22 protein-coding genes are annotated in these 25,065 nt (G+C 60.1%); 11 read left to right on the top strand and 11 right to left on the bottom strand.

Going from position 1 to position 25,065, the window contains the following annotated elements:
- Nucleotides 1-297: 297 nt before the first annotated feature.
- The 3 genes from AFK24_RS22865 to AFK24_RS22855 are packed head-to-tail and all read right to left on the bottom strand — an operon-like array spanning nucleotide 298 to nucleotide 4,206.
- Nucleotides 298-2,013, bottom strand: coding sequence for an ATP-dependent DNA ligase (locus tag AFK24_RS22865; RefSeq protein ID WP_065835394.1), 1,716 nt, complete (start codon nucleotides 2,011-2,013; stop codon nucleotides 298-300).
- Nucleotides 2,010-3,059 (bottom strand): ligase-associated DNA damage response exonuclease, encoded by a 1,050-nt coding sequence (locus AFK24_RS22860; RefSeq protein WP_065835393.1) that lies wholly within the window; start codon nucleotides 3,057-3,059, stop codon nucleotides 2,010-2,012. Before AFK24_RS22860 ends, AFK24_RS22865 begins: the two co-directional genes overlap by 4 nt.
- Before the next feature lie 28 nt (nucleotides 3,060-3,087).
- Nucleotides 3,088-4,206: a helix-turn-helix domain-containing protein gene (locus AFK24_RS22855; protein WP_080482259.1), complete on the bottom strand. Its 1,119-nt coding sequence runs from the start codon at nucleotides 4,204-4,206 to the stop codon at nucleotides 3,088-3,090.
- Nucleotides 4,207-4,961: 755 nt separating this feature from the next.
- On the opposite strand from AFK24_RS22855, the gene AFK24_RS22850 reads away from it, so the two are divergent.
- Genes AFK24_RS22850 through AFK24_RS22835 form a run of 4 tightly spaced genes read left to right on the top strand, consistent with a single transcriptional unit; the run spans nucleotide 4,962 to nucleotide 8,905 of the window.
- Nucleotides 4,962-5,363 carry a Csu type fimbrial protein gene (locus AFK24_RS22850; RefSeq protein WP_240500432.1) on the top strand — a complete coding sequence of 134 codons (402 nt, stop codon included), beginning with the start codon at nucleotides 4,962-4,964 and terminating at the stop codon, nucleotides 5,361-5,363.
- 49 nt (nucleotides 5,364-5,412) lie between these two features.
- Nucleotides 5,413-6,096, top strand: coding sequence for a fimbrial biogenesis chaperone (locus tag AFK24_RS22845; RefSeq protein ID WP_065835390.1), 684 nt, complete (start codon nucleotides 5,413-5,415; stop codon nucleotides 6,094-6,096).
- On the top strand, nucleotides 6,096-8,456 hold the full coding sequence (locus tag AFK24_RS22840; protein ID WP_240500431.1) for a fimbria/pilus outer membrane usher protein: 2,361 nt from the start codon (nucleotides 6,096-6,098) through the stop codon (nucleotides 8,454-8,456). Before AFK24_RS22845 ends, AFK24_RS22840 begins: the two co-directional genes overlap by 1 nt.
- Complete coding sequence (locus tag AFK24_RS22835) at nucleotides 8,453-8,905, top strand: spore coat protein U domain-containing protein (RefSeq protein ID WP_065835388.1); 453 nt, start codon at nucleotides 8,453-8,455, stop codon at nucleotides 8,903-8,905. The genes AFK24_RS22840 and AFK24_RS22835 overlap by 4 nt, the downstream gene beginning before the upstream one ends.
- Nucleotides 8,906-8,912: 7 nt before the next feature.
- Here AFK24_RS22835 and AFK24_RS22830 read toward each other — a convergent pair whose 3' ends face one another.
- The 4 genes from AFK24_RS22830 to AFK24_RS22815 all read right to left on the bottom strand — a co-directional run bounded on the left by AFK24_RS22830 (nucleotide 8,913) and on the right by AFK24_RS22815 (nucleotide 13,104).
- Nucleotides 8,913-11,375, bottom strand: a complete 2,463-nt coding sequence (locus AFK24_RS22830; protein WP_065835387.1) for a penicillin acylase family protein — start codon at nucleotides 11,373-11,375, stop codon at nucleotides 8,913-8,915.
- 263 nt (nucleotides 11,376-11,638) lie between these two features.
- Nucleotides 11,639-12,283 (bottom strand): glutathione binding-like protein, encoded by a 645-nt coding sequence (locus AFK24_RS22825; protein WP_065835386.1) that lies wholly within the window; start codon nucleotides 12,281-12,283, stop codon nucleotides 11,639-11,641.
- A gap of 111 nt (nucleotides 12,284-12,394) precedes the next feature.
- A complete protein-coding gene (locus AFK24_RS22820; RefSeq protein ID WP_020288970.1) occupies nucleotides 12,395-12,610 on the bottom strand; it encodes an SEC-C metal-binding domain-containing protein in 216 nt (71 codons plus the stop codon).
- Nucleotides 12,611-12,615: 5 nt separating this feature from the next.
- Nucleotides 12,616-13,104 carry an LEA type 2 family protein gene (locus tag AFK24_RS22815; protein WP_065835385.1) on the bottom strand — a complete coding sequence of 163 codons (489 nt, stop codon included), beginning with the start codon at nucleotides 13,102-13,104 and terminating at the stop codon, nucleotides 12,616-12,618.
- A 99-nt stretch (nucleotides 13,105-13,203) separates the two neighbouring features.
- Here AFK24_RS22815 and AFK24_RS22810 point away from each other — a divergent pair, with 99 nt between their 5' ends.
- Entirely contained in the window at nucleotides 13,204-13,743 is a 540-nt protein-coding gene (locus AFK24_RS22810) for a hypothetical protein (protein ID WP_065835384.1), read from the top strand.
- Between the two features lies 1 nt (nucleotide 13,744).
- Here the strand turns inward: AFK24_RS22810 and AFK24_RS22805 are convergent, their stop codons facing one another.
- Nucleotides 13,745-14,218: a YchJ family protein gene (locus AFK24_RS22805; RefSeq protein WP_065835383.1), complete on the bottom strand. Its 474-nt coding sequence runs from the start codon at nucleotides 14,216-14,218 to the stop codon at nucleotides 13,745-13,747.
- A gap of 3 nt (nucleotides 14,219-14,221) precedes the next feature.
- Nucleotides 14,222-14,719 (bottom strand): DUF6231 family protein, encoded by a 498-nt coding sequence (locus AFK24_RS22800; protein WP_065835382.1) that lies wholly within the window; start codon nucleotides 14,717-14,719, stop codon nucleotides 14,222-14,224.
- Nucleotides 14,720-14,906: 187 nt separating this feature from the next.
- On the opposite strand from AFK24_RS22800, the gene AFK24_RS22795 reads away from it, so the two are divergent.
- The 3 genes from AFK24_RS22795 (at nucleotide 14,907) to AFK24_RS22785 (ending at nucleotide 16,829) form a co-directional block, all read left to right on the top strand.
- On the top strand, nucleotides 14,907-15,608 hold the full coding sequence (locus tag AFK24_RS22795) for an OmpA family protein (protein ID WP_065835381.1): 702 nt from the start codon (nucleotides 14,907-14,909) through the stop codon (nucleotides 15,606-15,608).
- Between the two features lie 194 nt (nucleotides 15,609-15,802).
- Nucleotides 15,803-16,078: a DUF1145 domain-containing protein gene (locus tag AFK24_RS22790; protein WP_065835380.1), complete on the top strand. Its 276-nt coding sequence runs from the start codon at nucleotides 15,803-15,805 to the stop codon at nucleotides 16,076-16,078.
- Nucleotides 16,071-16,829, top strand: a complete 759-nt coding sequence (locus AFK24_RS22785) for a collagen-like triple helix repeat-containing protein (RefSeq protein WP_065835379.1) — start codon at nucleotides 16,071-16,073, stop codon at nucleotides 16,827-16,829. The genes AFK24_RS22790 and AFK24_RS22785 overlap by 8 nt, the downstream gene beginning before the upstream one ends.
- 193 nt (nucleotides 16,830-17,022) lie before the next feature.
- On the opposite strand, the gene AFK24_RS22780 is transcribed toward AFK24_RS22785, so the two are convergent.
- The gene (locus AFK24_RS22780) at nucleotides 17,023-17,688 is read right to left on the bottom strand and encodes a response regulator (protein ID WP_065835378.1); all 666 of its coding nucleotides are present in this window, start codon (nucleotides 17,686-17,688) and stop codon (nucleotides 17,023-17,025) included.
- A gap of 2 nt (nucleotides 17,689-17,690) precedes the next feature.
- Nucleotides 17,691-19,079, bottom strand: coding sequence for an ATP-binding protein (locus AFK24_RS22775; protein ID WP_065835377.1), 1,389 nt, complete (start codon nucleotides 19,077-19,079; stop codon nucleotides 17,691-17,693).
- A 136-nt stretch (nucleotides 19,080-19,215) separates the two neighbouring features.
- On the opposite strand from AFK24_RS22775, the gene AFK24_RS22770 reads away from it, so the two are divergent.
- Genes AFK24_RS22770 through AFK24_RS22760 form a run of 3 tightly spaced genes read left to right on the top strand, consistent with a single transcriptional unit; the run spans nucleotide 19,216 to nucleotide 24,959 of the window.
- Nucleotides 19,216-20,412 (top strand): efflux RND transporter periplasmic adaptor subunit, encoded by a 1,197-nt coding sequence (locus AFK24_RS22770; protein ID WP_065835376.1) that lies wholly within the window; start codon nucleotides 19,216-19,218, stop codon nucleotides 20,410-20,412.
- A gap of 3 nt (nucleotides 20,413-20,415) precedes the next feature.
- Nucleotides 20,416-23,553, top strand: a complete 3,138-nt coding sequence (locus tag AFK24_RS22765; protein ID WP_065835375.1) for an efflux RND transporter permease subunit — start codon at nucleotides 20,416-20,418, stop codon at nucleotides 23,551-23,553.
- Nucleotides 23,550-24,959, top strand: coding sequence for an efflux transporter outer membrane subunit (locus tag AFK24_RS22760; RefSeq protein ID WP_065835374.1), 1,410 nt, complete (start codon nucleotides 23,550-23,552; stop codon nucleotides 24,957-24,959). Before AFK24_RS22765 ends, AFK24_RS22760 begins: the two co-directional genes overlap by 4 nt.
- Nucleotides 24,960-25,065 lie beyond the last annotated feature (106 nt).

The following is a 25,065-nucleotide window of genomic DNA, read 5'->3' as shown; positions in this document are numbered from 1 at the left end:
AAAGATACGAACGTGCGTTTTAAATGTACGCAGTTGTCGCAATGCTGTCTTCGAGCCTGATTGCGCGCGGCTGCGAGAGTGTAGCTTGTTCGCGAAAGGCCTCGATTGGGCAAAAAATCGCCTTGCGCAACGCTTGAAGGCGCCAGATACGCTTCCGGGTGTGGTCGTTCGTCTGTAGCAAGCGCGCTTGCGGGAGTCATTCAGTAACCATTGAGTAGCAAAGCGCACATGCGCGCACACAAACGGCGCATTCATCCGGGCAGAGGAAAAGTGGTGCCCCAAAAAAGAGCGCGCATCCTAACTCAACAAATCCTGCAACGTCGACAGGCTATCCGCCTCGGCCACGGGTTTGTCATGGCGCCAGCGCAGCATTCTCGGGAATCGCACGGCAATCCCGCTCTTGTGACGCTTGGACAGCGCGATGCCTTCGAAACCCAGTTCGAACACCAGACTCGGGGTAACACTGCGCACCGGGCCGAATTTTTCCACGGTGGTCTTGCGAATGATGGCGTCGACCTTGCGCATTTCTTCGTCGGTCAGGCCCGAATAGGCTTTGGCGAAGGGCACCAGCGTGCGTTCGCTGGATTGCGGCGGTCCGTCCCAGACGGCGAAGGTGTAGTCGCTGTAGAGGCTGGCCCGCCGACCGTGGCCGCGTTGCGCGTAAATCAGCACCGCATCGACGCTGAATGGATCGACTTTCCACTTCCACCAGACGCCCATGTCTTTGGTGCGACCCACGCCGTACATGGCCTCGCGCGACTTGAGCATCATGCCTTCGACGCCGAGTCTGCGAGACGCTTCCCGTTGTGTATCCAGATCCAGCCAGTCCTTGCCGGCCAGCACCGGTGACGGCAGCAGGACCGGGCTGTTGCAGGCTTCGATGACTTTTTCCAGCTGAGCCCGCCGCTCATGTTGCGGGCGACTGCGCCAGTCATGCCCCTGCCATTCGAGCAGGTCATACGCCAGGATCACCACCGGCACCTCTTCAAGGATTTTTTTGCCCAATGTCTTGCGGCCGATACGTTGTTGCAACAGCGCAAAGGGCTGCACCGAAGGCTGCGCTGGTCCAGCTTTGATCAGTTCCTCGCTGCTCAGGGCAAGCTCGCCGTCGGCGACCGTTTCGCCTGGCGGCGCTTTCCAGACCACGATTTCGCCGTCGATCACGGTCCCGTCGGGCAAGCTCTGAGTCAGTGCGTGCAGCTCCGGGAAGCGATCGGTGACCAACTCTTCACCCCGCGACCACAGCCAGAGCCGGCCTTCGCGCTTGACCACTTGCGCGCGAATGCCATCCCATTTCCATTCCACCTGCCAGTCATCCACCGGGCCGAGCAGGGTTTCGAACTGATCCACCGGCTGTTGCAGGGCATGGGCGAGAAAAAATGGATAGGGCTGGCCGCCGCGCTGGGCATGTTCGTCATCGGATTCTTCGGCGATCAACTTGAGAAAGCCCGCTGCGGTCGGGCGATGGGACAGATCGGTATAGCCGACCAGACGTTGCGCGACTCGTTTGCTGTCGATATCCGCCAGGGCGGCGAGGGCGCGGGTCACCAGCAATTTGGACACGCCGACCCGGAAGCTGCCGGTGATCAATTTGATGCAGACCATCAGGCTGACGCGATCCAGTTGCGTCCAGAAGCCGGACAGGCGCTCGGCAAGTTCTTCGGGTGGCAGGCCGCGCAAGGGCAGCAAGTGTTCCTCCATCCAGATCGCCAAGCCCTGATCCGATCTGTGCACCGCTTCAGGCAGTAGCAACGACAGGGTTTCCGCCAGATCGCCGACCGCCTGGTAGCTTTCTTCGAACAGCCATTCTGGCAAGTGCGCCAGAGTCATGGCCTGTTCGCGCAGCAGTTTGGTCGGCACCAACTGACGTGGGCGTCCGCCGGCCAGAAAGTACACCGCCCAGGCTGCATCTTCTGGCGGAACCTCTGCAAAATATTCGCGCATGGCGACAAGTTTTGCGTTGCTTGAGGTGGTTGCGTCGAGCCGGGAATAGAGTTCGGCAAAGGCTTTCATGGCGCCACCTCGTCGGGTTCCAGAGAGTCGGACTGTTGGGGTTTATCCTCGCCCGAGTCTTCTTCGTCGCCATACTCGGTCACGAACCCCTGGGCATCCAGGCCGGCTTCGCGCAGGTAACGCACGAGAGTCGCCACCGAGCCGTGGGTCACCATGACCCGTTCCGCGCCGGTATTTTCAATCGCCCAGAGCAAGCCCGGCCAGTCGGCGTGATCGGACAGCACGAAGCCGCGATCCACGCCGCGTCGTCTGCGGGTGCCACGCAACATCATCCAGCCGCTGGCAAACGCATCGCTGAACTCACCAAAACGACGCATCCAGGTGCTGCCACCTGCGGAAGGCGGCGCGAGGATCAACGCCTGACGCAGCGCCGGATCAGTCTTTTTGAAGTCACCCGCGTACTGGGTTTCAGGAATGCGCACGCCTGCTTCGCGGTACACCCGGTTCAGCGGCTCGACCGCACCGTGCACGAGGATCGGACCAATCTGTGGATCAATGCCGTGCAGGATGCGCTGGGCTTTGCCGAACGAATAGGCGAACAGCACACTGGCTTTGCCGACCGCCGCGTTGGCCCGCCACCAGTCATTGATCCCGGCGAAAATCTCCGACTGCGGCTGCCAGCGGTAGATCGGCAAGCCGAAGGTCGATTCGGTGATGAACGTGTGACAGCGCACCGGTTCGAAGGGCGCGCAGGTGCCGTCCGGCTCGACTTTGTAATCCCCGGATGCGACCCAGACTTCGCCCTTATACTCCAGGCGCACTTGCGCCGAACCCAGCACATGGCCAGCCGGATGCAGGCTCAGTTTCACGCCGTGATGCAGCAGGGTTTCGCCGTATTCCAGGGTTTGCAGGTTGATGTCCTGGCCCAGCCGCGCACGCAGAATCCCTTCACCGGGTGCCGCCGCCAGGTAATGCTCGTTGCCGGTACGGGCGTGATCGCCATGGCCGTGGGTGATTACCGAACGTTCCACCGGGCGCCAGGGATCAATATAAAAATCCCCGGGCGGGCAATACAGACCTTCGGGGCGAGCGATAACAAGATCCATGGGATGACCGATGCGATGGGCTTGTTAGTTATGAGGCGGAGCGGGGGAGGAAGTTCGCTCTTTGAACCGGGCTCACACCCTTGTGCACGGGGCGCTCATTGCTGAGTCTGTTTGGCAGGAGGGTTCGGTGAGATTGTAACTGGATCAACCATTCAGGCGGCCGACGCGCATCAAACAACCGGGCGTAATCCTGGTGGCATTTGGGAGTCCAGCCTTGTTTCATTTTGCGTCGATACTCAAGCGGCGAAACGCCCAGGTATTTGCGGAACACTCGCGCAAGTTGCTGGCCATCCAGCAGGCCGGTGCGGCGGGCTATTTTGTCGACGGGCAAGTCGCAATCGAGCAACGCCTGGCGAGCCAGCTCCAGGCGCAACAGCAACAGGAAAAGATACGGTGGATAGCCGGTTTCCTGCTTGAAGTGCCGACGGAAATTGCGTTCGCTCATGTTCAGCGCCAAGGCTGAAAGCTCCATGCTCAGGTTGTCTGCGATGCGTGTCAGCCACCACACGCAAACTCTGCCTGTGACAGATTGGGCCTTGGCAAGAGCGTGTAGCAGCGGGGGATGTTCGTTGAGCCTCGTCTGCATCAAAGAGGGGGCAAGTTGATCGACGGCGTGACCATTTTCGTTTCTGAGCAGCAGCAATATCATATCGCTGGCATTGATGCGTTCACTGGTGGTGTAAAACTGCCCGTCTACCTGCAAGCCTTGCTGTGGCTCCACCAGCAATTGCGGAAAACGGCTCGCCAGCGACGACTCCAGAGCCGAATGAGTGGTGACCCTGCGGCGATCAAGCAGCCCGGCCGCGGCCAGCCAGAAGACTCCGGCTCCCAAAGCGACCACGCGACTAACCTGCGGAGTTGTCGTACGCAACCAGCCGAGCGCGTCTTGTGGTAACTGCGTAACGGAACTCGGAAGTCCATCGAGGATGATTAAGGTGTCTATCGTCCGGGTAGTGGAGGGCGCAGCGGATGAAGATTCACTGCAAGGCGTTACTGTTTCGAATGTATTAAGTGCTTGATGGGAAAGTGAATAAATCTGCGCGGTATGGATAACTTTACGGTCTTCGGTCCTGGGCGGGCGCGCATTCAACGCTCCGAGTGTTTCCACTAGCCGGATGGCGTCATCGGTGTAGGCGCCCGGGTACATGAGTATCACAACTTTATGGAGTACGACCGTCCTTTCGGCAGGCTCGGCTTTCGTGCGTAGATAATTCACGGTACGGACGAGTCAAGTAACGAAATGAAGGGCGGGTTCATATGAAGATGTTTCCGGTAGATTGAGCGGATCTGCATTACCAAGGACAGTTTTATTCACTTGCGGCTGCATAGGTGCCGAATCAGGGCGGCGTGTGTTCATGCCTGTTTATGAGGCGTGGTACGCCAAGAGGTCCGAGCGAGAGCTGTGTCAATATAATAGCGTCAAAACATAGTCGCATGATGGCCTTGCAGTCAACACTAAAGATTATTAAATCGTGGCCGATAGCTTGAGTTGCTGACACAGCGTCGTTTCCCGTCCGGATAGATATCTCGCGCGCTAAAAGTATCGTGTATGTAGAGTTACGTATCGATAACGAAACAATAGACCCTGTCTTTATTGATGACTACTTTGGATAATCGACTGCAACCGAAATGCGTTGCTTTGTTGATCTGGGTCATGACTGGCCAGATTTGCAGCGCTGTTGTCCGGGAATGCAGCGGTTAAGAAAGTGCACTCCGGTATCCACTCGATAACATGGCGGCTTATTAGGTAAGGGCTGTTAACGGCCCGCACTGTCCGACTACATATTGACGTGGGGAACTATCATGGCTGGAAAAAATGTACGCGCAGTCTTTGCACTTTCATTGCTGGTTGTTGGCACTGTAACTTCAATGAATGCCTCAGCTGCCACAGCGACTTCAACCATGAGCGTAACGGCTTCGGTGGTCGCCGCTTGTACGGTTTCGGCCAGCGCGCTGGCGTTTGCGGCCTACTCAGGAACAGCGGTTGATGGCACGGCGGATCTGACCGTCAATTGCACTAACGATGCGCCCTACACCATTGGTCTCGGGGCCGGTAACGGTACCGCTGCAACCACGACGACCCGAGTGCTGACGGGTTCGCTGTCAGGCACCACGATGAATTACGGTCTGTACCAGGACGCGGCCTACGCCACGGTATGGGGCGATACGGTCGGCACCGATACTCTGGCGGGTACGGGAGACGGCGCGGACCAGACCATTCCTGTGTACGGGCGCATCGTCGCGGGCCAGAACGGCTCGGTGGGTACCTACACGGACAGCGTCGCCGTCACGGTCAATTATTGATCCGGCGCCTTACCAGATGCTCCGTGATTTCACAGTACGGTGTGCATTGATGGTGATTTGCCTGTGCGTGCTCGCACCACAGGCATTGGCTCAGGCATTGGCCATTGTGCCCATCACGCAGCAACTGCCGCCTCAACAGCGAACGGCCAGCTTTACCCTGACGAACCATTCGGACAGTGAAGCACTGGTGCAGATCCGTGGCTATGCCTGGTCGCAAACCGAAAGCGATGAGGTTTACACGCCGACCACGGAGCTGGCGGTCAGCCCGCCTTTTGCGAAAATTGCCCCGGGTCAGAAGCAGGTCATCCGTATTCTGCTGCGCACCCCGGCCGGATTGTCCGAAAAAGCCTATCGGGTATTTTTCGATCAGATTCCCGATCGCTTGTCTGGCAAAGTCGAAATGGCGCTGCGGCTGACAGTGCCGGTTTTTTCCAGCGCGCAACCCGCTGGGGACCCGGACGTGGAGTGGCGTCTGGAGTTGGTGGGCGACAAGCCAGCGTTGGTTGCGATCAACCACGGCAAGCACCACGCGCAACTGGTGAATCTCTCGTTGACGGCGGCCGACGGTCAGGCGATCAAGCTCAAGGGCGTGGGGTTGCCGTACCTGCTGAGTGGCACAGAACGCAGGTGGCCATTGCAAGGAGTGCGTGGCCGGCTGGACAAGAGCCTGCGCCTGCATTTGCAGACCTCAGGTCCCGGCGAACATTGGGATCAATGGTTAGAGATCAAATAGTGAGCAGCGGTTTGTGCGTGCTGCTCGCGCTGCTGTTGTTGGGGTGTGTACTTCCGGTCTCGGCATCCCTTGCTCAGCCGCCCGCCGCCGCGCCGCAAACCCTGCTCTTGAGCGTCACCATCAACGGGCGGATTCACGATGGTATTCAGGAGTTCGTCGAGCGTGATTCGGAGTTATTCGTGACGCGCGCACAACTGCTCGAGCTGGGACTGGTTGTCCCGGAACCGCAGACGGCTCCCGCTGACGGGCTGATTGGCCTGTCGAGTTTCAACGGCTGGTCGTGGCGGCTGGACGCAAATGCACAGGTGCTTGCACTGCAAATTCCTCTGCGGAGTCTGAAAATTCAGCAGTTGATCGCCCGACCAGCGCCTTCATTGGGCAAAGTCGACCGCAGTGACATCGGCGCGGTGCTCAACTATGACACCCAGTTCACCCATGACGGCGATTACTCCAGCTCAAGCATCCTTGGCGAGTTACGCGTTTTCAGCCCTGTCGGTGTGGTGCAGTCCAGCGTTGAGCAGACCCGCAGCCAAAGCTTCAATCGCACGGTGCGCCTGGACAGCACGTATAGCGTTTCCGATGCCTCTACGTTGCAGAGCTATAACGTCGGCGATTTCATCAACGGTGGGCTGAACTGGACTCGCCCGGTACGCATGCTTGGCGCGCAGATGACCACCAACTTCGCCTTGCGGCCTGATCTGGTGACCTATCCGCGGCCGGGCATGACGGGGGAGGTGGCGGTGCCGTCGTCGGTGGATATTTACGTCAACGGTTTGCATCAGACCACGACCCAGATCCAGCCCGGCCCGTTTGAACTCAACCAGTTGCCAGTCACTTCTGGCGGGGGCGACGTTTCGGTTGTCGTCAAGGATGCCAGCGGTCGCCAGACCACTCAGACATTGCCTTTCTATACCAGCACGTTGCTGCTCAGCGAGGGCATGGACTCCCTTGCTGTGCAGGCCGGTCTGGTTCGGCGCGAGTATGCCACCCGCTCCAACGATTACGCGCAGCCGGCCGCGTCGGTGAGCTATCGGCGTGGAGAAACGCCAACCCTGAGCCTGGAAACACACCTGGAGACCACTTCCGGGCTGGCCATGGGCGGTGTGGGTGCCAACCTGTTGGTCGGCCAGTTGGGTGTGCTTTCGGCATCGGTGGCCAGCAGTTCCTACGACGGTGAGGGCGGTTTTCAGTATGGGCTGGGTATCGCTCGCACTACGCCATATCTGAGTTTTGGTTTCAGTATGTTGAAGGCGAACAGGGGATTTTCCGATATTGCCTCCGCCAATGATGATTCGATGCCCAGGACGACCCTGCGCGCCAATCTCGGTTTTCCCATTCCGGGCGTGGGAACGCTGGGGCTGGTGTATGCCCGCAAGATGGTCAGTCTCTATACCCTTGCTGACGATGACGCCGACTATGTGAATGCCACGCAACAAATTTCGACGTCGACGCTGTCAGCGACCTTATCCGCGCCGTTGCCCATGAAAACCTACGGTTTTGTAACGGCGTACCACGATTTCAAAGGCAACAGCGGTAATGGCATGTTTGTCGGGATCTCCATTCCTATCGGTCACACAACATCGCTGAGCGCCAGCAGCAGTCGTAGCGGCGACAGCACCTATCAAACCGTCGAGGCCCGTAAAAGCGCCGTGCAGCGCGGTGATGTGGGGTGGAACGTCGCCCATCAAACCGGCACCCAAACCCGAGACGATGCCGGTATCAGCTACAAGTCTTCCTGGGGGGAAGTGGGCGCCGAGGTCGAGCGCAGCGACAGCGACATGGCCTATCGCGCCACTGCGCGAGGCGCTCTGTCTACGCTCGATGGACGGCTGTTCGCGTCCAATACGGTCTACGACAGTTTCGCTGTGGTGGATACCGATGGCCTGCCGGGAATAACGGTGTTGCAGGAAAACCGCCCGCTGGGCAAGACCGATGCTGACGGCTTGCTGTTTATCGAAGGCTTGCGCGCCTACGAATCCAACAACCTGTCCATCGATGCGGGCGATGTGCCGATGGATGTGTCCTTGAGCAACGCGATTCTGGAGGTGCGTCCTTCGGATCGTTCGGGCGTTATCGCGAAATTCCCCATTCGACACAGCCGCAGCGCAACCCTGATATTGCTTGATGAGCAGCACCGACCGCTGTTGCTGGGCAGTCAGGCAGTGTTGTCCGGCAGTGGTGAAGCGGGTGTGGTCGGCTATGACGGCGTGACCTTCTTCAACAACCTGGCGGAGCACGAGCAGGTTTCAGTCAATCGGCCAGGGCAGGCACCCTGTTCCGTCAGTTTCGACTATCAACCGCAGGCCAATACCATTCCCCAAATCGGGCCATTGATTTGCCGTTCTGGAGCCAGACCATGAAGCTACCGGTCACGCTCTGCTGCCTTGGCATCGCCCTGATTTGCTCTCCGGCGATGGCTTATCAGTGTTCTGTCGCAGTGACACCGTTGAGTTTCGGTATGGTCGAGGGCCGCTCAGGCCAGGTCACGCGCAGCACGGCAACGCTGACGGTGGTCTGCCAAAGCGATAGCGCGGTCACGGTCAGTTACCAGCTGTTGTCTGACACCTTCAGCCTGAATGAAAGAACCATGGTGGGCGGTAACGGCGCAGCGAGCTACCAGCTGTACACCTCTGGAAGTTATCAACAGGTCTGGGGCGATACTGCTGGCAGTGCTATTTCTGACAGCTACACCCTGGCAGCCAATACCTCGCAAACCCGCGTCTACACGGTGTATGCCCGTATGCAGCCCGGCCTTAAAGTGGGGCCGGGACAGTACACGTCAATCAGCGCGGTACGCCTCATCTACTGAGTTCGGGCTATTTCCCCGGAATCAAGGTCAACCGCTGCTTGCCATAGGCCTTCTCAAGATTCTGCTGTTGCACCGGAATCGTCTGATACAGGCCCTTGAGCGAAGGCTCGATGGCGTCGCTGTAATTCGCGCTGGCCGGGTTGCCGGATTGGCCGATGTTGACCTGGCCCATCATCGGTTCAGCCTGGCTGAAGTCGACGATCATGCGCATGCCTGGCGCCACCGGGCTGTCGAAATTCGTACCCCATGGCGAAGCCGCGAGGTTCAGCGTGCTGTGGTCGCCGCCTGCCGCAACGGCGCTATGCTCGATGCTGTTGCCGAGTAATGGATTGCTCTGCCACACGTAGCGATGCAGTTTGCCCCATTGCCAGCTCTTGTGATCGCCGCCCAATTGGCTGTCGCCAGCAGTGATGGCCGCTGCGAGGCTGCGGGCCAGAATCGTCGGTTTGTCTTCTTTCTGCGGGGTTTTCACGTCGTCCCAGTACGGACTGTCTTCGCGCCCCAGTAGGTGGTCGGCCTGCGGCGAGTAGGACAGGCTGGCGTTCTGCGCCAGCGCTTTCCAGGCCGGGCTGCTTTCCGGGCCCAGCTCATCGAGGAAGATCTGCTTGGCGCTTTCCTGCAAGAACAGCTCATACAGCGCTGCGTCGGCCGAGGTTGGCGTCAGCTTGCCATCGAATGCCATCAAGCGTGAGTAAGCTTCCCGCGCTTTACCGCGTTCAGCTTCAGGCAGGGCATCGATGGCTTGTTTGAGCGGTTTGACCATGCCCGGCGCTTCAAGCATTTTCTTCAGCTTGGCGGCGAAGGTGGTGGTCTGGTCGTATTGCATGGCGATCACGCTACGGCTGTCCTGCTTGCCGCTGTTGGCCAGCTCGGCAATACGCTCGGCGCGTTCCGGCGTCTTCCACGAGTTGGACAGCTGCATGCCGTAACCCTTGGGGAAGGTGCGCTGGTTGGCGGTGCCGATCCAGCCTTGAGTCGGGTCCTGATCGTAAGGATGCAGCATCGAGTCGGCGAAACCGTCCCAGTCGTAGCGGCTGTCCCAGCCCGGCGACGGCAGCAGGCCCAGGCCTTCACGACGATTCGGGAAGCGCCCGGTGACTTGCCAGCCGATGTTCGATGCGTCGGCGAACACCATGTTCAGGGCGATAGCGCGGATTTCCCGGCTCGCGTCGAAGGCTTTTTCTACCTTGGGTGCGCGGGACAGGTCGAAGAACGCGTCCAGGCTCTTGTCATCTTTGTAATCCGGGGTTTGCAGCGCGAGGCCGAGCCCGTTGCTCAGTTGTCCGCCCAGATTGCTGTTGAGCAGCGGGCCATGACGCGTCTCGTAAACCGCTTCACGCACCGGGCTGCCACCTTTGATGAAAAAGGTTTCCTCGTGGGAAGTTGCCGGCAGCCATTTGCCATCGGCCATGTACATCAGGCGATTGTTTTCCCGCTTGAGCTTCTCCAGGAACAAGTCCTGGTTGTCACCCATCACCGAGGCCATGGACCACGCCAGCTTGCCGTTGAAGCCCGACAGGATCAGCGGCAGACCGGCGATGGAAGTACCGGCCGCCTGATATTTCGGCGCGCGAATCTGCACGAAAGTCCAGGCTGACGACAGCGCGGCGGGCAGTTGCATGTCGTTGGCCAGCAAACTGCGGCCATTGCGAGCGCGCTGCGGGGCGATAGCCCAGTTGCTGGACGCGGCAACGCCAAGCATGTTCAAGTCCGAGAGTTGCAGGGCGACTTTATTCAGATCGCTGAGCCCTGATACTTGCCCACCGAGGTTCAAACCCTTGAGCTTTTCTGCTTCGGCGAAGGGCAATTCTTCATCCGGATAGGTCGGAATCAGCCAGGCCAGTTTGTCGGCCCCGACTTTCTGCGCCAGTACCAGCGCGGATAATTCTTCCTGCAAGTTAACCGACTGGCTGAAGTTCAGCAGACTGAAAATCAGCGCCGAATCTTCGGCTTTCCAGTATTCCGGGCGATAGCCGGAGGAGGCCAGGTCGGCAGGCAGCTTGTCGCGATAGCGGAACAGGTAGGCATTGACGCCTCGGGCATAGACTTCGAAGAAGCGCTTGAGGCGTGGCGACGCGGCGTTGTACAGCTCGCCGGCGTTGCGCTTGAGGTTGGCCGCGCGCATCAGGCGGTCGACGTCCAGTGCGCTGGAACCGACCATTTCCGACAGACGACCCTGCGCGAGCAGGCGCATGCCGACCATTTGCGTGATGCGGTCATTGGCGTGTACGTAGCCGAGGGTGAACAGCGCGTCGTGGAAGGTGCTGCTTTCGATCAGCGGCATGCCTTGGGGCGTACGGCGTACCGAAACGTTTTGTGCCAGGCCCTTGATCGCAACCGTGCCGGAATTGGGCATCAGCGTATCGGTGTCGCCACCGCCGAGCTGGCAACCCGCGAGACTCAGGAAACCCGCCGCAGCGGCGGCAGCGCCGAACCGGGGTAGAAATTTGGATAGGGCTGGCGAGGCCATGGGCGGAGCTCCTGCGGGGGTGGCGTATAAAAGGCGCTACGTTAGAGAGCAGGCGCGCGGCACGCAAGCGGGGAGCAGGAGTTTATTTCAAGGTTTTTCAGCATTAGCCGCGATCACACCTCTCCCGCAGGAGCGGCTTTAGCCGCAATCACACCTCTCCCGTAGGACCGGCTTTAGCCGGGAGGAGGCCGGTGCAGTCGCAGCAGGCCCGTCGTCAGCATCGCCACCCTCCCGGCTGAAGCCGGTCCTACGGAGCTTGATCGTTATGGTTTCGGCGGGTTCACCTGATCGACCAGCGCATAAGCGCGCTGGGTGGCTGCGCGGTTGGCGACTGATTCGAACCAGCGCTTGAGGTGCGGGAAGTCGTCGAGGTTCTGTTCCTGCAAGGTGTGCGTCACGATCCACGGGTAGATCGCCATGTCTGCGATGCTGTATTCACTGCCCGCCACGAAGTCGCGGCCGTCCAGCTGTTTGTTCAGCACACCGTACAGCCGGGCGGTTTCGTCGACGTAGCGCTTGATCGCGTAGGGGATTTTTTCCTTGGCGAAGCGATTGAAGTGATGATTCTGACCCGCCATCGGCCCCAGCCCACCCATCTGCCAGAACAGCCACTGCAAGACTACCTGACGACCGCGCAGATCCTGCGGGATGAACTTGCCGATTTTTTCCGCCAGATACAGCAGAATCGCGCCGGATTCGAACAGACTCAACGGCGCGCCGCCATCGGCAGGCTCGTGATCGACGATGGCCGGGATGCGATTGTTGGGCGCGATTTTCAGGAATTCAGGCTTGAACTGATCGTTCTGGCCAATGTTCACCGGGAAGATCTTGTACGGCAGGCCGGCTTCTTCAAGAAACAGCGAGACTTTGTGACCGTTAGGCGTGGTCCAGTAGTGCAGGTCGATCATTGAAAGCTCCGAATGAGTTCAGCGCAAAAAGACCCCCGTTTTACTCCGACTGCAGCCCGTCACACAAATGAAAACGGCCTGCAAGGCAGGCCGTCGGCAGTGCTCGACACGTTACGCGCCGTGGCACTTCTTGAATTTCTTGTCGCTGCCGCAAGGGCAAGGATCGTTGCGGCCAACGTCTTTCAAGGCGTTGCGCACCGGCTCCTGGTGAGCATGACCGCAGTTCGGGCCATGGACGTGGCCGTGCTGGTGGTCGTGATGGTCATGGGCGTGATCGTCGTGATCGTGATTGCAATCAGGGCCATGCACGTGGTCTTGCTGGGTCATCGGGGTTACTCCGGAATAAAATCGCCGGGGATTATCTCCCCATCGCGGCCGATACGCACGTTGTGCCGGAACAAAAAGCCGGTCTTGAGTTTGCCTTCAAGGCTGTAGTGAATCGCCTGATCAGGCTTTTTCAACAGCCTGGCGATGTATTTCATGTGCTGCCAGAGGTTGGTCCTGATCGGCACGACAAAGTTCTTGTGGCCTTCGCCATCGACCACAAACCAGTCGGTGGACTCGCCATCGGCCAGCATCACGTCGCCGAGCATGACTTTATAGCGCAGGCTGCGTACCAGCATGCTGCCGCTGTTGGGGTTGTCGACGCGAAAATGCAGCTTGAAATCCTGCTGCATCAGCTTGGCCTTGACCACTTCGACGCGGGTCAGGCGCACCACGGGCTCCTTGTAGTCGCTGACCACCAGGCTCGAGCATCCAGCCAGCACCGAGAGCAGCAGCGCCAGGCTAATTGTTCTGATCACGTGCGCCTGTAAAAACATTGTCGTGCTCCATTTGAGGCCTGAGTTTAGCAGGACGGCCTGCTTGTTCCATTTGCTGGGCGTACGCATACTCATGCCACGAGCTACAGAGTCTGACCCATGAATCTTTATGAAATTGTATTTAATGGCCAATTGATACCTGGCGCTCAGCTTGAACGAGTGCAGGCCAATCTGGGGAAATTGTTTCAGGCCGACGCCCAGCGCCTGACGCTGCTGTTCTCCGGGCGGCGCCTGGTGCTCAAAAACAATCTCGATGCTGCGGCCGCTGAAAAGTATCGCTCGACCCTGGAGCGCGCCGGAGCGTTGGTCGAAGTTCTGCTCATGGCGCAGCAGATCGAAGAGGTGGAGCTGGCGCCGCCGCCGGACGAACCTGCCTGGTTGCGCAAACCGTCAGCCCGCAACGGCCGCTTGCAGGTCGCGCCGCGCGATGTGTACATGGCTGCTTTCGTGGACGTCGATGCGCCGGATTTCGCGCTGTTTGAAACCGGCAGCGACTTGCAGGACGCCAAACCCGAAGCCGTTGCGCCGCGCCTGGATCTTTCCCGCATAAGCCTGGCCCCGGCCGGCAGCGACATGGGTCAGGAGGAAAAACCCAAGGCCGGGCCAGCACCGGACACTTCGCACCTGAGCCTGAAGTGAATCAGGCCAAATAGCTGGCGCAGCACTTCTTGAATTTCTGTTCGCTGCCGCACGGGCACGCATCGTTGCGGCCGGCCTTGAGCGGCACGGTCGAATCGATGAAATACCAGCGGCCCTGATTCTGCACGAAGGATGAGCGTTCGCGATGACTGTGCTCCCCCGTGCCGTCATGCCAGCGCGCCGTGAACGTGACGAAAGCGTGTTCAGGCTTACCGCCGAAGACTTCCGTGCTCTCGACTTCCAGTCCCAGCCAGGTACTTTGCAGGCTCCACTGGCTGATCGACTCACGATCCAGCCCGGCTTTCTGCGCCGGTAACGTGGTATCCAGCAAGTAATCGACCAGACCCAACACGTAGGCGCTGTAGCGCGAACGCATCAGTTTTTCGGCACAAGGCGTAGGCTGGCCAGCGTGAAAAGGGCCGCAGCAGGTGATCAACAAATCTCCGCTGCCGCATGGGCAGATAGCGCTACTCATGGGTCACCACCAATATTTGCCAAAATTCTCCGGGTTGGCCCAGAAGCGCGCGTTGAGCCAATCCGGTACTTGTTTGTATTCACGCAGATCGTACGTGAACAGCGTCAGCACTTGTTCGTCCCGGCCGAAGCGTTCCGTCAGTTGCAAGGCCAGGGAATAGAAGTCCGTGTCCTGCCAACCGCAGGCAGGCAGATCGGCGAGCACAGCGATGCGGCTGGCGTTCAGGTTACGAATGCCGCCCAGCAATTCCAGCCCGGCGCGCTTGGGTATGTGCTCCAGGCAATCGACCACCAGCGCCAGGTCGAAACGCTGCGCGGCCAGTTCCGCCGGCAATGATCCCGGCGTCGCATGAAATACCTCGGTTTCCGGATGCGCGTCCTTGAACGCCTGTAGCGCCGGAAATGTCTGCGCGCCGATCATCAGCAGGCGGCGCGGCGTCTGCTGGTCGAGCAGGGCGGCCAGCGCTTGCTGGGGCGTGCGGGTGGAAAAGCCTTCGCTCATCGAAAATCCTCGTATTGACCTGCAAGACTAGCGCGCTCTCGGCGGTGGGCCTAGTCCTGTCGGGCGGCTAGCCACATTCAAATTCCGCTTTCCCCCAATAAATACGGGCTCAAACTGGCGAAGTGGCGATGTGATGTCTTTACTTGAGAGGCGGCGCATTGGGCCGAACCCTTGGGAGAAGAAATTAATGAGAATAATCCGGACGGCGTTACCTCTGATTCTTGTAACCAGTGTCTTGACCGGTTGTGCCGGTTTGCAGAAGACCGACTGGCCATTGTGTGCGGCCGGAGGCGCTCTGGCGGGCGCGGCGGCGGGGGCGTTCCAGACTGCAGCGGTGGCGGCCAGCCTGGGTGGCGCGGTGGGCGTGATGGCAGGCGCGTATTGCTGGGTGCATGGCGACGGCGACGATGATGGCGATGGCGTGAAAAACAGCATCGACAAATGTCCCGATACGCCCAAAGGTGTTCAGGTAGACGCCACCGGTTGTCCGCTGGTTGAGCCAGCGCCGGCGGCAGTGGTTGAAGAAGTGGTTGTCGTCAAGGAAGAGGTCATTGTCATCAACGATGTGCTGTTCGAATTCGACTCGGCGCGCCTGACCGCGGCTGACAAAGCGAAACTCGATCTGATCGCGACTCGCCTGAAACGCGAAGCGCCGAGCGCGCAATTGCGGGTCAGCGGCCATACCGATAGCGTCGGGCGTGATGCCTACAACCAGAAACTGTCCGAGAAACGCGCGATTTCGGTGACAGATTATCTGGTCAGTTCCGGCATCCCGCGCAGTGCGTTTGTGTCTGTCGAAGGCGATGGCGAAGCGCGTCCCGTGGCCGACAACAAAACGGCTAGCGGCCGCTCTCTAAACCGTCGTGTAGAGATCAAGATCAACCGCTGATTCTTCTCTCTTGATGCGGGCTCGGCGTACGACAGGGCCCGTATTTCCTGCGCCGTTCGGCAGCTCAGTGTGACTGCGTGAAGAATTTTCATCACCCCGCTGGCATATTCGGCAAGCAAGCCGTCTACTGTGCGCGCGGAAAACGAGCGCAATAATAAGCGTTCGCATAAAAAAATCATGACCAGGGGCGAGTAATGAAGGTGTTTTGGGGATTGGGGAAGCTGCTGACGTTAGGGTTCTGGCTGGTGGTGCTGCTGAATCTGGTTATCGTGTTACCGACGCCGTTCGCGATGCTCATCAAGCTGGCCGGCAGCTTGCTGATATTGACGCATGTCGCCGAACTGCTGCTGTTCAATGGCAGCCTGCGCGGGCGCAAGCATCCGTGGCGTGATCGCCTGCAGATTCTGGTCTTCGGCATTTTTCACCTGCAATCCTTCCCTAAATCGTCCTCGGAGGCCGCTCATGCGTAGTCTTTTCCTGCTGGCCGCGCTGTGCAGCCCTTTGGCGATGGCGCAGACCATCACTGTCGAAAGCCATTCCTTGATGCGCCTGCCCAACGCCACCAGCGTTCTGCAACTGGAGCGTCTGGAAGTCGCGGATTACGGCACCTTGCTGATTCCGTCCGGCCTTACCGAAGTCAAGGTCGATCAACTGGTGCTGGGCCATGAAGCGCGCATTGCGATTGTGCCCGGCAGCCAGCCATTCAGTCTGGTGGTGCATCGCGGTCAGCTTGGCGAAGGCAGCCAGATCACTGCGCGTGGATCGCCTGGCACCTATGAGAAAGCGCCGTTGCCAGGGCGAAATCTGACCCTGCGCCTGGAATCCCTGACCGCAGCCGAGCTGTCGGTTGATGCGCGCGGCGGCACGGGTGCGCCCGGTTATGTCGGCCTCGACGGCGCCAACGGCGAAGCGCCGGGCTGCACCTGGGGCCAGGCGGGACGTGGCTTCAATGGCGACGACGGTGGCAATGGTCACGACGGCGCCGCAGGTGGTCAGGTACGTCTGGAGCTGCCGTTGGCGTTCCCTGCCGCGCACATCAAGGTCAATGTCGAGGGCGGTGCCGGTGGTGCGGCGGGTCAGGGCGGTCGTGCCGGCAAGGGCGGAGCATCCAAGGGTTGCATCGTCTATCGCGCCGATGGCGGCAAGGCTGGACGGGAAGGTCTGCCAGGCCAGCCGGGTGTTGCCGGGCCAGCTGGCGCGTTGGCTGTTCAGCGGCTTTAATCTGCCCTCCCCGCAGATCATCGTGGGAGCGAGGCTTGCCCGCGAATCGGTCGTAGGAGCGACTGTAGGAGCGACTGTAGGAGCGACTTCAGTCGCGAGCCGCTCATCAATTGCCCTCCCGGCTAAAGCCGGTCCTACAGCAAGCCTCCAGGTCCTACAGCAAGCCTCCAGAGGGGGCGGGGCTTGGCGGCACTCACAGCTTCAACGTATAGCCAACCCCATAGATCGACTGCACGATCTCTTCGCCGGGGCTGATCAGATCCAGCTTGCGGCGCAGGTTTTTGATGTGGCTGTCGACGGTGCGATCAGTCACCACGCGATGGTCGAAATACAGTCGGTCCAACAGTTGATCCCTGGAAAATACCCGGCCCGGCGCATTGGCCAAGGTGAACAGCAAACGCATTTCGACTGGGGTCAGCCCCAGCTCGACGCCATCCAGCGTGGCGCGAAAGTGATCGGGTTCCACCACCAGCCGCTCAGCACGGACCTCTTCGAGCAGACGGCCGCGACGCAGGATCGCCTTGACCCGCGCCACCACTTCCCGAGGGCTGAAAGGCTTGCAGATGTAGTCGTCGGCGCCCAGATCGAGACCGAGCAAACGGTCGATTTCTTCGACGCGGGCGGTAATCAGAATGATCGGCACACTACAAAAACTGCGCAGGTCGCGGCACACATCCAGGCCGTCGCGTCCGGGCAGCATGATGTCCAGCAGAATCAGCGCCGGTTCGGCGGCGCGCACGGCGGGGACAACCTCCAGGCCGTTGCTCAGACAACTGGGCTGGTATCCGGCGGCCAGCAGATAATCGTGCAGCAGTGACGCCAGTTTGGGTTGGTCTTCAACAATCAATATGGACGTCATGCTCAAGCGTCTCGCGGCAGGATCAGTGTCAACCAGATCCCGCCCAAAGGTGAGTGCGCGGCCTCCAGAGTGCCGCCATGTGCCACGGCGATGCTGCGACAGATCGCCAGCCCGAGGCCTGCGCCCCCACTGCTGCGACTGCGCGATCCTTCGCCACGATAGAAACGTTCGAAAAGGCGCGGCAGCTGTTCATTGCTGACGCCCGGTGCGGAATCCTGAATATCAACCCGCACCGATTGACCTTCATGCCGAGCCTCGATGCGCAGCGTGCCGCCCTGATCGGTATAGCGCATGGCATTTTCCAGCAGGTTGTTCATCAGTTGGCGCAGGCGCTGATCATCGCCCTGCACTGACAGCGGCGCGTCTGGCAGCACAAGTTGCAGGTCAATGCCACAGGCCTTGCGGCGCTCGAAAAACATCGCTGCGCTATCGCTGAGCAGCGGCACAAGATCCAGGCGGTTTTTGCGATAGGTCAGCGCGCCGACATCTGCCAGGGACAATTCATACAGATCGTCCACCAGTTTGCTGAGCATGCTGACTTCGCCTTGCAGTGACTGCATGGAATCGATATCCAGTTGACGCACGCCGTCCTCGATGGCTTCAAGCTCGCCGCGCATCACCGCCAGAGGCGTGCGCAGCTCATGGGAAACATCGGCCATGAATTCGCGGCGCAGGCGCTCATTGCTTTCAAGGGTCAAGGCGAGCTGATTGAAGTCCCGAGCCAGTTGACCGACTTCGTCATTGGCCGACACCGAAACCCGCTCGGCATAATGCCCAGCCGCCAGCCGGTGAGTGGCGGCAGCGACCTGCTTGACCGGAGTGAGCAAGGTTCGCGCGATCCACCAGGCGATGAGCATGGCCAGCAGCAATGACACGATTCCCATGCCAAGACTGACCCGCAGTTGATAAGCCTCGAAGCGTTGCCCGCCCGCTTCGGAAACACTCTGGAAAGGGATGACCGCCAGCCAGCCGACGGTGTTGCCAGCGACGTTGATCGGCCGCAACAATGCCTGGTCGGCAACGCCGGGATAACCCATCACCAACGCCTTGTTCTGATCGAACAGGGCGACGCGAAACACCGCGCCGGTCAGATCGGAAATAGGCGGCGCTCGCCATTCCCCATTCGCAGCCAGATCCTCGCCTTTCACCGGGCGCAGCAAATTGAACCAGTTCTCCGGTTTGTCGCGCAGCGACTCCCAATTGCCATCGCGCTGCCAGGTTCTTTCCAGGCGCGGCAGGATCGGTTCAAGGCGCAGCAGCGCCTGCTCGTTCAAGTAGCCCAGGAAACCACGGCCGAAACTCCAGCTGGTGGCCATGCTCATGCTGAGGATGACCAGGGTCACGCTGGCCATGATTGCCAGAAACAATTTGGTGGAAATGCTCAGTTTCATGCAGAAAGCCCGGTGAAGTGCCCGGCTATTTAGGCGCCTCGACGCTGCAGATACAAGGCTTGTGGGCAATCTTCAATTTCTCTGCACATTTGCTCCGTAGCATTGGGTCATGCATTCCTGTAACGCCGAGGCTTCAATGTCCATCAAACGCTTTGCCGAACTTCTGGTGACGGCCGCTTTCATTCTTTCCGTGCTGGTGCTCGGTGCCCTTGGAGGTTGCTCCAGAGAGGCGCCCGAGCCTGCCGTCAGAATTCCCCAAGTGAAGATATTGACCATCAAGCCTCGGGTGCAGGCCTTTGATACCGAACTGAGCGGGCGTACCCAGGCGTTCATGGTCGCCGACATCCGCCCGCAAGTGGGCGGCATCGTGCAGAAACGGCTGTTCGTCGAAGGTGCGCAAGTGAAGGCCGGGCAGGCGCTTTATCAGCTCGATCCGGCGACTTACCAAGCGGCGCTCGCTGAAGCTCAGGCGACGTTGGCCAAGGCCCAGGCGACCGCGAAATCTTCGGAATTGACCGCGAAACGCGATGCCGGCCTGGCCAGGATCGACGCTATCAGCCAGCAAGATAACGAAGACGCTCAGGCCGCATTGCTCACCGCTCAGGCTGAAGTGAAAGTCGCCCAGGCGGGCGTGGAGACAGCGCGGATCAACCTTGCCTACACGCGCATCACCGCGCCGATCAGCGGCCGTATCGAAACGTCCACCGTCACGCCAGGCGCATTGGTGACGGCCAGCCAGGACACGGCGCTGACCACCGTGCAGCAGCTGGACCCGATTTACGTCGACGTCACGCAGTCCACCACCGACTTGCTGCGTCTTAAACGCGATCTGGCCAGCGGCACCTTGCAGAGCAACGGCGCTGGCGAGGCGCAAATCTCGCTGCTGCTGGAAGACGGCAGTACTTATGCCCAGAAAGGTCGCCTGAAGTTCAGTGGCGTCAGCGTCAATCAAAGTACCGGCACCGTAACCTTGCGCGGGGTAATCGCCAACCCGGATGGCTTGCTGTTGCCGGGCATGTACGTGCGCGCGGTGCTGGAACAGGGCCGTGACGAGCAGGCCATTCTCCTGCCGCAGAAATCGGTAACTCGCAGCCAGGGCGGAGCCGCGTCGGCCCTGGTGCTGGTCAATGGCAAGGTCGAGCAGCGGGCGCTGACCATTGGGCGCGCCATCGACAATCAGTGGTGGATTACGTCCGGGCTCAAGGCCGGTGAACAGGTCATCGTCGAAGGCGGGCAGAACGTGCATGCGGGGGATGCGGCGCAAGGCGTCGAGGAACAAGCGACGGCCAAGACTGATGCCGTGACCAATAGCTCTGCTGTGAAGGAGGGCTGATCCGTGGCTGGTTTTTTCATTGATCGACCGATTTTCGCCTGGGTGCTGGCTATCGTCATCATGCTCGCCGGTGGCTTGTCCATCAGCCGTCTGGCCCTGGAGCAATACCCGGACATCGCGCCGCCCACGGTGCGCATCTCTGCGACTTACACCGGCGCGTCGGCGAAAACCGTCGAGGACTCGGTAACCCAGGTCATCGAACAGCAGATGACCGGCATCGACAACCTGACCTACATGTCGGCATCGAGCAGCTCTGACGGCAGCGCCAGCATCAGCCTGTCATTCAACGCGGGCACTGATCCCGACGTGTCGCAGATGCAAGTGCAGAACAAGCTGCAGCAAGTCGAATCACGCTTGCCGCAAGCGGTGCAGAACGAAGGCCTGACTGTCACCAAGGGCGGCTCGGACTTTCTGATGATCGCCGCGCTGGCGTCCAATAATCCGGCGACCACCGCCACGCAAATCGGCGATTACATTTCCAGCACGTTGCTGGACCAGATCAGCCGGGTCAACGGCGTGGGGGAAGTGAAAACCCTGGGTTCGGGCTTCGCCATGCGCATATGGATGGACCCGGCCAAGCTGGAAAAATACGCCTTGATGCCGTCCGATATCAGCGCTGCGCTGGAAGCCCAGAACACTGAAGTGTCAGTCGGCCAGCTGGGTTCGCTGCCAGCCAGAGCCGGGCAGCAGTTGAACGCGACGATCAGTGCGCGCAGCAAGTTGCAGACGGTCGCGCAGTTCCGCGATGTGGTGGTCAAGTCATCCAGCGCCGGTGCGGTGGTGCTGTTAAGCGACGTAGCGCACATCGAGTTGGGCAGCGAGGATTACAGCGTGGGCACGGCGCTCAACGGGCGACCGGCTGCCGCCATGGGCGTGCAATTGGCGACCAACGCCAACGCGCTGGATGTCGGCAAGGCGGTCAAGGCCAAGCTGGCCGAACTGTCGGCGTTCTACCCCAAGGACATGCAGCTGGAAAACGTCATTGCCTACGATACGACGCCCTTCGTCAGCATTTCCATTGAGGAGGTGGTTAAGTCGCTGGGGGAAGCCATCGTGCTGGTGGTGCTGATCATGTTTCTGTTCCTGCAGAACCTGCGCGCCACGCTGATCCCGGCGATCACCGTGCCAGTGGTGCTGTTGGGCACTTTCGGCGTGTTGGCGGTGTTCGGTTATTCAATCAATACCCTGACCATGTTCGCCATGGTTCTGGCCATCGGCTTGCTGGTGGATGATGCCATCGTGGTGGTGGAAAACGTTGAGCGGGTCATGGCCGAGGAAGGTCTGTCGCCGCTGGAAGCCACCCGCAAGTCAATGAAGGAAATCACTGGCGCCCTCGTGGGTATCGCTCTGGTGCTGTCGGCAGTGTTCATTCCCATGGCGTTTTTCTCCGGCTCCACAGGGATCATCTACCGTCAGTTCTCGGTGACCATCGTCGCGGCGATGCTGCTCTCGGTGCTGGTGGCCATGACTCTGACCCCCGCGCTGTGCGCCACGCTGTTACGGCACGCCGATGTCCGCAGCGAGGTGCCCAAACGTGGTTTCTTTGGCTGGTTCAACCGGGCTTTCGAGCGCGGCTCGCAACGCTATCAAGGGTTGGTGGGCGGGATTCTCGCGCGTGGCGGGCGCAGCATGCTGGTTTACGGGCTGATTATTCTGGTCATGGGCGTGGTGTATATGCGGCTGCCGACGTCGTTCCTGCCCGATGAAGATCAGGGCATTCTCATGGCGCAACTGCAACTGCCCGTCGGCGCCACTGACAGTCGGACCCAGGCGGTGATGAAGCAGTTCGAGGATTACATGCTCAAGCAGCCGGAAGTCGAAGCACTGATCAGCATCACCGGGCTCGGCGTGGGCGGCAACAGCCAGAACACCGGACGGGCGTTCATCAAGCTCAAGGACTGGAGTGAACGCAGCGGCGCCGATCAGGGTTCGGCGCAAATCGCGGCGAGGGCCACCGCTGAGCTATCGCAGATCGTTTCCGACGCGAATGTGTTCGTCGCCCAACCGCCAGCGATTCGCGGGCTGGGCCAAAGCTCCGGCTTTGATGTGCAGCTCAAGGATCTAGGCGGCCTGGGCCACGATGCGCTGGTCAAGGCGCGCGCGCAGTTCATCGAGCTGGCCCGAAAACAACCTGCATTGCAGGGTGTTCGCAGCACCGGTCTGGACGATGCGCCATTGCTGCATATCGCCATTAACGATCGCAAGGCCGGGGCGTTGAGCCTGACCACCAGCGACATCAACGACACCTTGTCGGCGGCGTTGGGCGGCAGTTACGTCAACGATTTTCTCAACGAAGGGCGGGTGAAGAAGGTGTACATCCAGGGCGACGCCGCCGCACGCATGCAGGCCGAGGATCTTGATCACTGGTTCGTGCGCAACAGCAACGATGAGATGGTGCCGTTCTCGTCCTTTGCTACTTATTCCTGGAGCTATGGCTCGCCGCTGCTGGAACGCTACAACGGCAGTTCGTCGCTGGAACTGGTGGGCGATCCTGCGCCGGGCGTGAGTTCGGGCGACGCGATGGGTGCGGTGGAAGCAATCATGAAACAGCTGCCGGACGGCATCGGTTACGAATGGACCGGTCAGTCTTATCAGGAACGTTTATCCGGTTCCCAGGCGCCGCTGCTGTATGGCGTGTCGATTCTGTTCGTTTTCCTGTGCCTGGCCGCGTTGTATGAAAGCTGGTCGGTGCCGTTTTCGGTGATGCTGGTGGTACCGCTTGGCGTCGTCGGTGCGGTACTGGCGACGCACTTTGTCGGCCTGTCCAACGACGTGTATTTCCAGGTAGGGCTGCTGACCACGGTTGGGCTGGCGGCGAAAAACGCCATTCTGATCGTCGAGTTCGCCAAGCACCTTCAAGAGCAAGGACAGGACCTGCGTGAGGCGACACTCAATGCGGTGCGCCTGCGCTTGCGCCCTATCCTGATGACCTCGCTGGCGTTCATGTGCGGCGTGCTGCCGCTGGCTTTGAGTACCGGAGCGGGTTCCGGCGGGCGCCAGGCCATCGGCACTGGCGTGCTCGGTGGCATGTTGTCGGCGACCGTGCTGGGGATATTCTTCGTGCCGCTGTTCTTCGTGTTGATACGGGGGCGGTTCAGCAAAGTCAGTGATTTCTCTAACGCCAAGGCAGGTGAGGTATGAGCCGGCTTCGTGGTTTTCTGCTGGGATTGTTGCTCACGCCAATCCTCAGCCTGAGCGGCTGCATCAATCTCGTCCCCGATTACCAGCGGCCTGAAGCCCCGGTAGCTGCCGATTGGCGTTCGGGCACAGCGATTGCCGGTCAAGCCGAGGCGGACATTGGCTGGCGCGAGTTCTTTCTCGATGACCGACTCAAGCAATTGCAGGCGCTGGCCCTGGTCAACAACCGCGACCTGCGGCTGGCCAGCCTGAACATCGACAAGGCCCGCGCCCAGTATCGAATCCAGCGTGCGGCAGCGTTCCCGGCGATCACCGCCGAAGGCAGCGGAACCAGCTCGCGTACGCCGGGCACGTTGTCCAACAGCGGTGTGGCGACCACTAGCCATCAATACAGCGCCGATATTGGCCTGAGCAGTTACGAACTGGATTTCTTCGGGCGGGTACAGAATCTGAAAGACGAAGCCCTGGAAGACTACTTGTCCTTGAACGAAACCCGACGCAGTACTCAGATTAGTCTGGTCTCTGAAGTGGCCACCGCCTGGTTGACCCTGGCGGCGGACAACCAGCGCCTGAAACTGGCCGAAGACACCCTGCGCAGCCAGCAGGCCACTTACGACCTGACCAAGCGCAGTCATGATCTTGGCGGCTCATCGGGCCTGGCGCTGGCTCAGGCGCAAACCACCGTCAATTCGGCGCAAGGCGATGCGGCGGTGTATCGCAGCCAGATTCTTCAGGATCAAAATGCGCTGCGTCTGTTGGTTGGGGCTGAACTCCCGGCCAATCTGCTGCCTGACGATCAAGCCCAGTCTGTTGCGGTGCTGGTACAGATTCCAGCGGCGCTGCCGTCCAGAGTGCTGGAAAATCGCCCCGACGTGTTGGCCGCCGAACACACGCTCAAGGCTGCCAATATGGACATCGGCGTGGCGCGAGCGGCGTTCTTCCCGAGCATCAGTCTGACGGCCAGCGCGGGTTCGGCCAGTTCGGATCTTTCCGGTTTATTCAAGGCTGGCAGCGGCGCCTGGACCTTTGCGCCTTCCATCAGTGTGCCGATCTTCAACGCCGGCAGTAATCGCGCGACGCTGGATCAGGCCAAGGTCGAAAACGAAATCCAGGTGCAGACCTATCAGCAGACCTTGCAGACCGCCTTCCGGGAAGTGGCTGATGCTTTGGCGGTACGTAGCACCCTGGCCGAACGCCTGCAAGCGCAACAGGACCTCACCGATGCCAGCGCGGTCAGTTATCGGCTGGCCGACGCGCTGTATCGCGCCGGGTCGCAAAGCTTCCTCGAAGCCCTCGACTCCCAACGCTCGCTGTACACCGCCCAACAGGATTTGATCACCCTCAAGCTGGATGAGCAGTCCAACAGGATCAGTTTGTACAAAGTGCTTGGGGGTGGGTGGAAGGAGTAGGCGTTGAGCCTCGTTCCTACCGGGCCGATTCAAAACCGGTAGGAGGGGACTTGTCCCCGAGACGCCAGCCCCGCCCACCTCAATCCACCTGACCCACCTTCATTGC

The sequence above is a fragment of the Pseudomonas syringae genome (assembly GCF_001698815.1).
Classification (GTDB): Bacteria; Pseudomonadota; Gammaproteobacteria; order Pseudomonadales; family Pseudomonadaceae; genus Aquipseudomonas; species Aquipseudomonas syringae_A.
Note: the sequence above shows the minus strand (reverse complement) of the source record. Positions and strands in the feature narration are given on the sequence as shown.

Excerpts from the sequence above, each read along its gene's own strand:
- AFK24_RS22790 (WP_065835380.1), top strand. The coding sequence starts at position 15,803 with ATGAAGGTGTTTTGGGGATTGGGGAAGCTGCTGACGTTAGGGTTCTGG.
- AFK24_RS22815 (WP_065835385.1), bottom strand. The coding sequence starts at position 13,104 with ATGTTTTTACAGGCGCACGTGATCAGAACAATTAGCCTGGCGCTGCTG.
- AFK24_RS22825 (WP_065835386.1), bottom strand. The coding sequence starts at position 12,283 with ATGATCGACCTGCACTACTGGACCACGCCTAACGGTCACAAAGTCTCG.
- AFK24_RS22775 (WP_065835377.1), bottom strand. The coding sequence starts at position 19,079 with ATGAAACTGAGCATTTCCACCAAATTGTTTCTGGCAATCATGGCCAGC.
- AFK24_RS22860 (WP_065835393.1), bottom strand. The coding sequence starts at position 3,059 with ATGGATCTTGTTATCGCTCGCCCCGAAGGTCTGTATTGCCCGCCCGGG.
- AFK24_RS22865 (WP_065835394.1), bottom strand. The coding sequence starts at position 2,013 with ATGAAAGCCTTTGCCGAACTCTATTCCCGGCTCGACGCAACCACCTCA.
- AFK24_RS22820 (WP_020288970.1), bottom strand. The coding sequence starts at position 12,610 with ATGACCCAGCAAGACCACGTGCATGGCCCTGATTGCAATCACGATCAC.
- AFK24_RS22845 (WP_065835390.1), top strand. The coding sequence starts at position 5,413 with ATGGTGATTTGCCTGTGCGTGCTCGCACCACAGGCATTGGCTCAGGCA.
- AFK24_RS22780 (WP_065835378.1), bottom strand. The coding sequence starts at position 17,688 with ATGACGTCCATATTGATTGTTGAAGACCAACCCAAACTGGCGTCACTG.
- AFK24_RS22810 (WP_065835384.1), top strand. The coding sequence starts at position 13,204 with ATGAATCTTTATGAAATTGTATTTAATGGCCAATTGATACCTGGCGCT.
- AFK24_RS22795 (WP_065835381.1), top strand. The coding sequence starts at position 14,907 with ATGAGAATAATCCGGACGGCGTTACCTCTGATTCTTGTAACCAGTGTC.
- AFK24_RS22770 (WP_065835376.1), top strand. The coding sequence starts at position 19,216 with ATGTCCATCAAACGCTTTGCCGAACTTCTGGTGACGGCCGCTTTCATT.
- AFK24_RS22805 (WP_065835383.1), bottom strand. The coding sequence starts at position 14,218 with ATGAGTAGCGCTATCTGCCCATGCGGCAGCGGAGATTTGTTGATCACC.
- AFK24_RS22855 (WP_080482259.1), bottom strand. The coding sequence starts at position 4,206 with ATGTACCCGGGCGCCTACACCGATGACGCCATCCGGCTAGTGGAAACA.
- AFK24_RS22835 (WP_065835388.1), top strand. The coding sequence starts at position 8,453 with ATGAAGCTACCGGTCACGCTCTGCTGCCTTGGCATCGCCCTGATTTGC.
- AFK24_RS22830 (WP_065835387.1), bottom strand. The coding sequence starts at position 11,375 with ATGGCCTCGCCAGCCCTATCCAAATTTCTACCCCGGTTCGGCGCTGCC.
- AFK24_RS22850 (WP_240500432.1), top strand. The coding sequence starts at position 4,962 with ATGAGCGTAACGGCTTCGGTGGTCGCCGCTTGTACGGTTTCGGCCAGC.
- AFK24_RS22800 (WP_065835382.1), bottom strand. The coding sequence starts at position 14,719 with ATGAGCGAAGGCTTTTCCACCCGCACGCCCCAGCAAGCGCTGGCCGCC.
- AFK24_RS22785 (WP_065835379.1), top strand. The coding sequence starts at position 16,071 with ATGCGTAGTCTTTTCCTGCTGGCCGCGCTGTGCAGCCCTTTGGCGATG.
- AFK24_RS22760 (WP_065835374.1), top strand. The coding sequence starts at position 23,550 with ATGAGCCGGCTTCGTGGTTTTCTGCTGGGATTGTTGCTCACGCCAATC.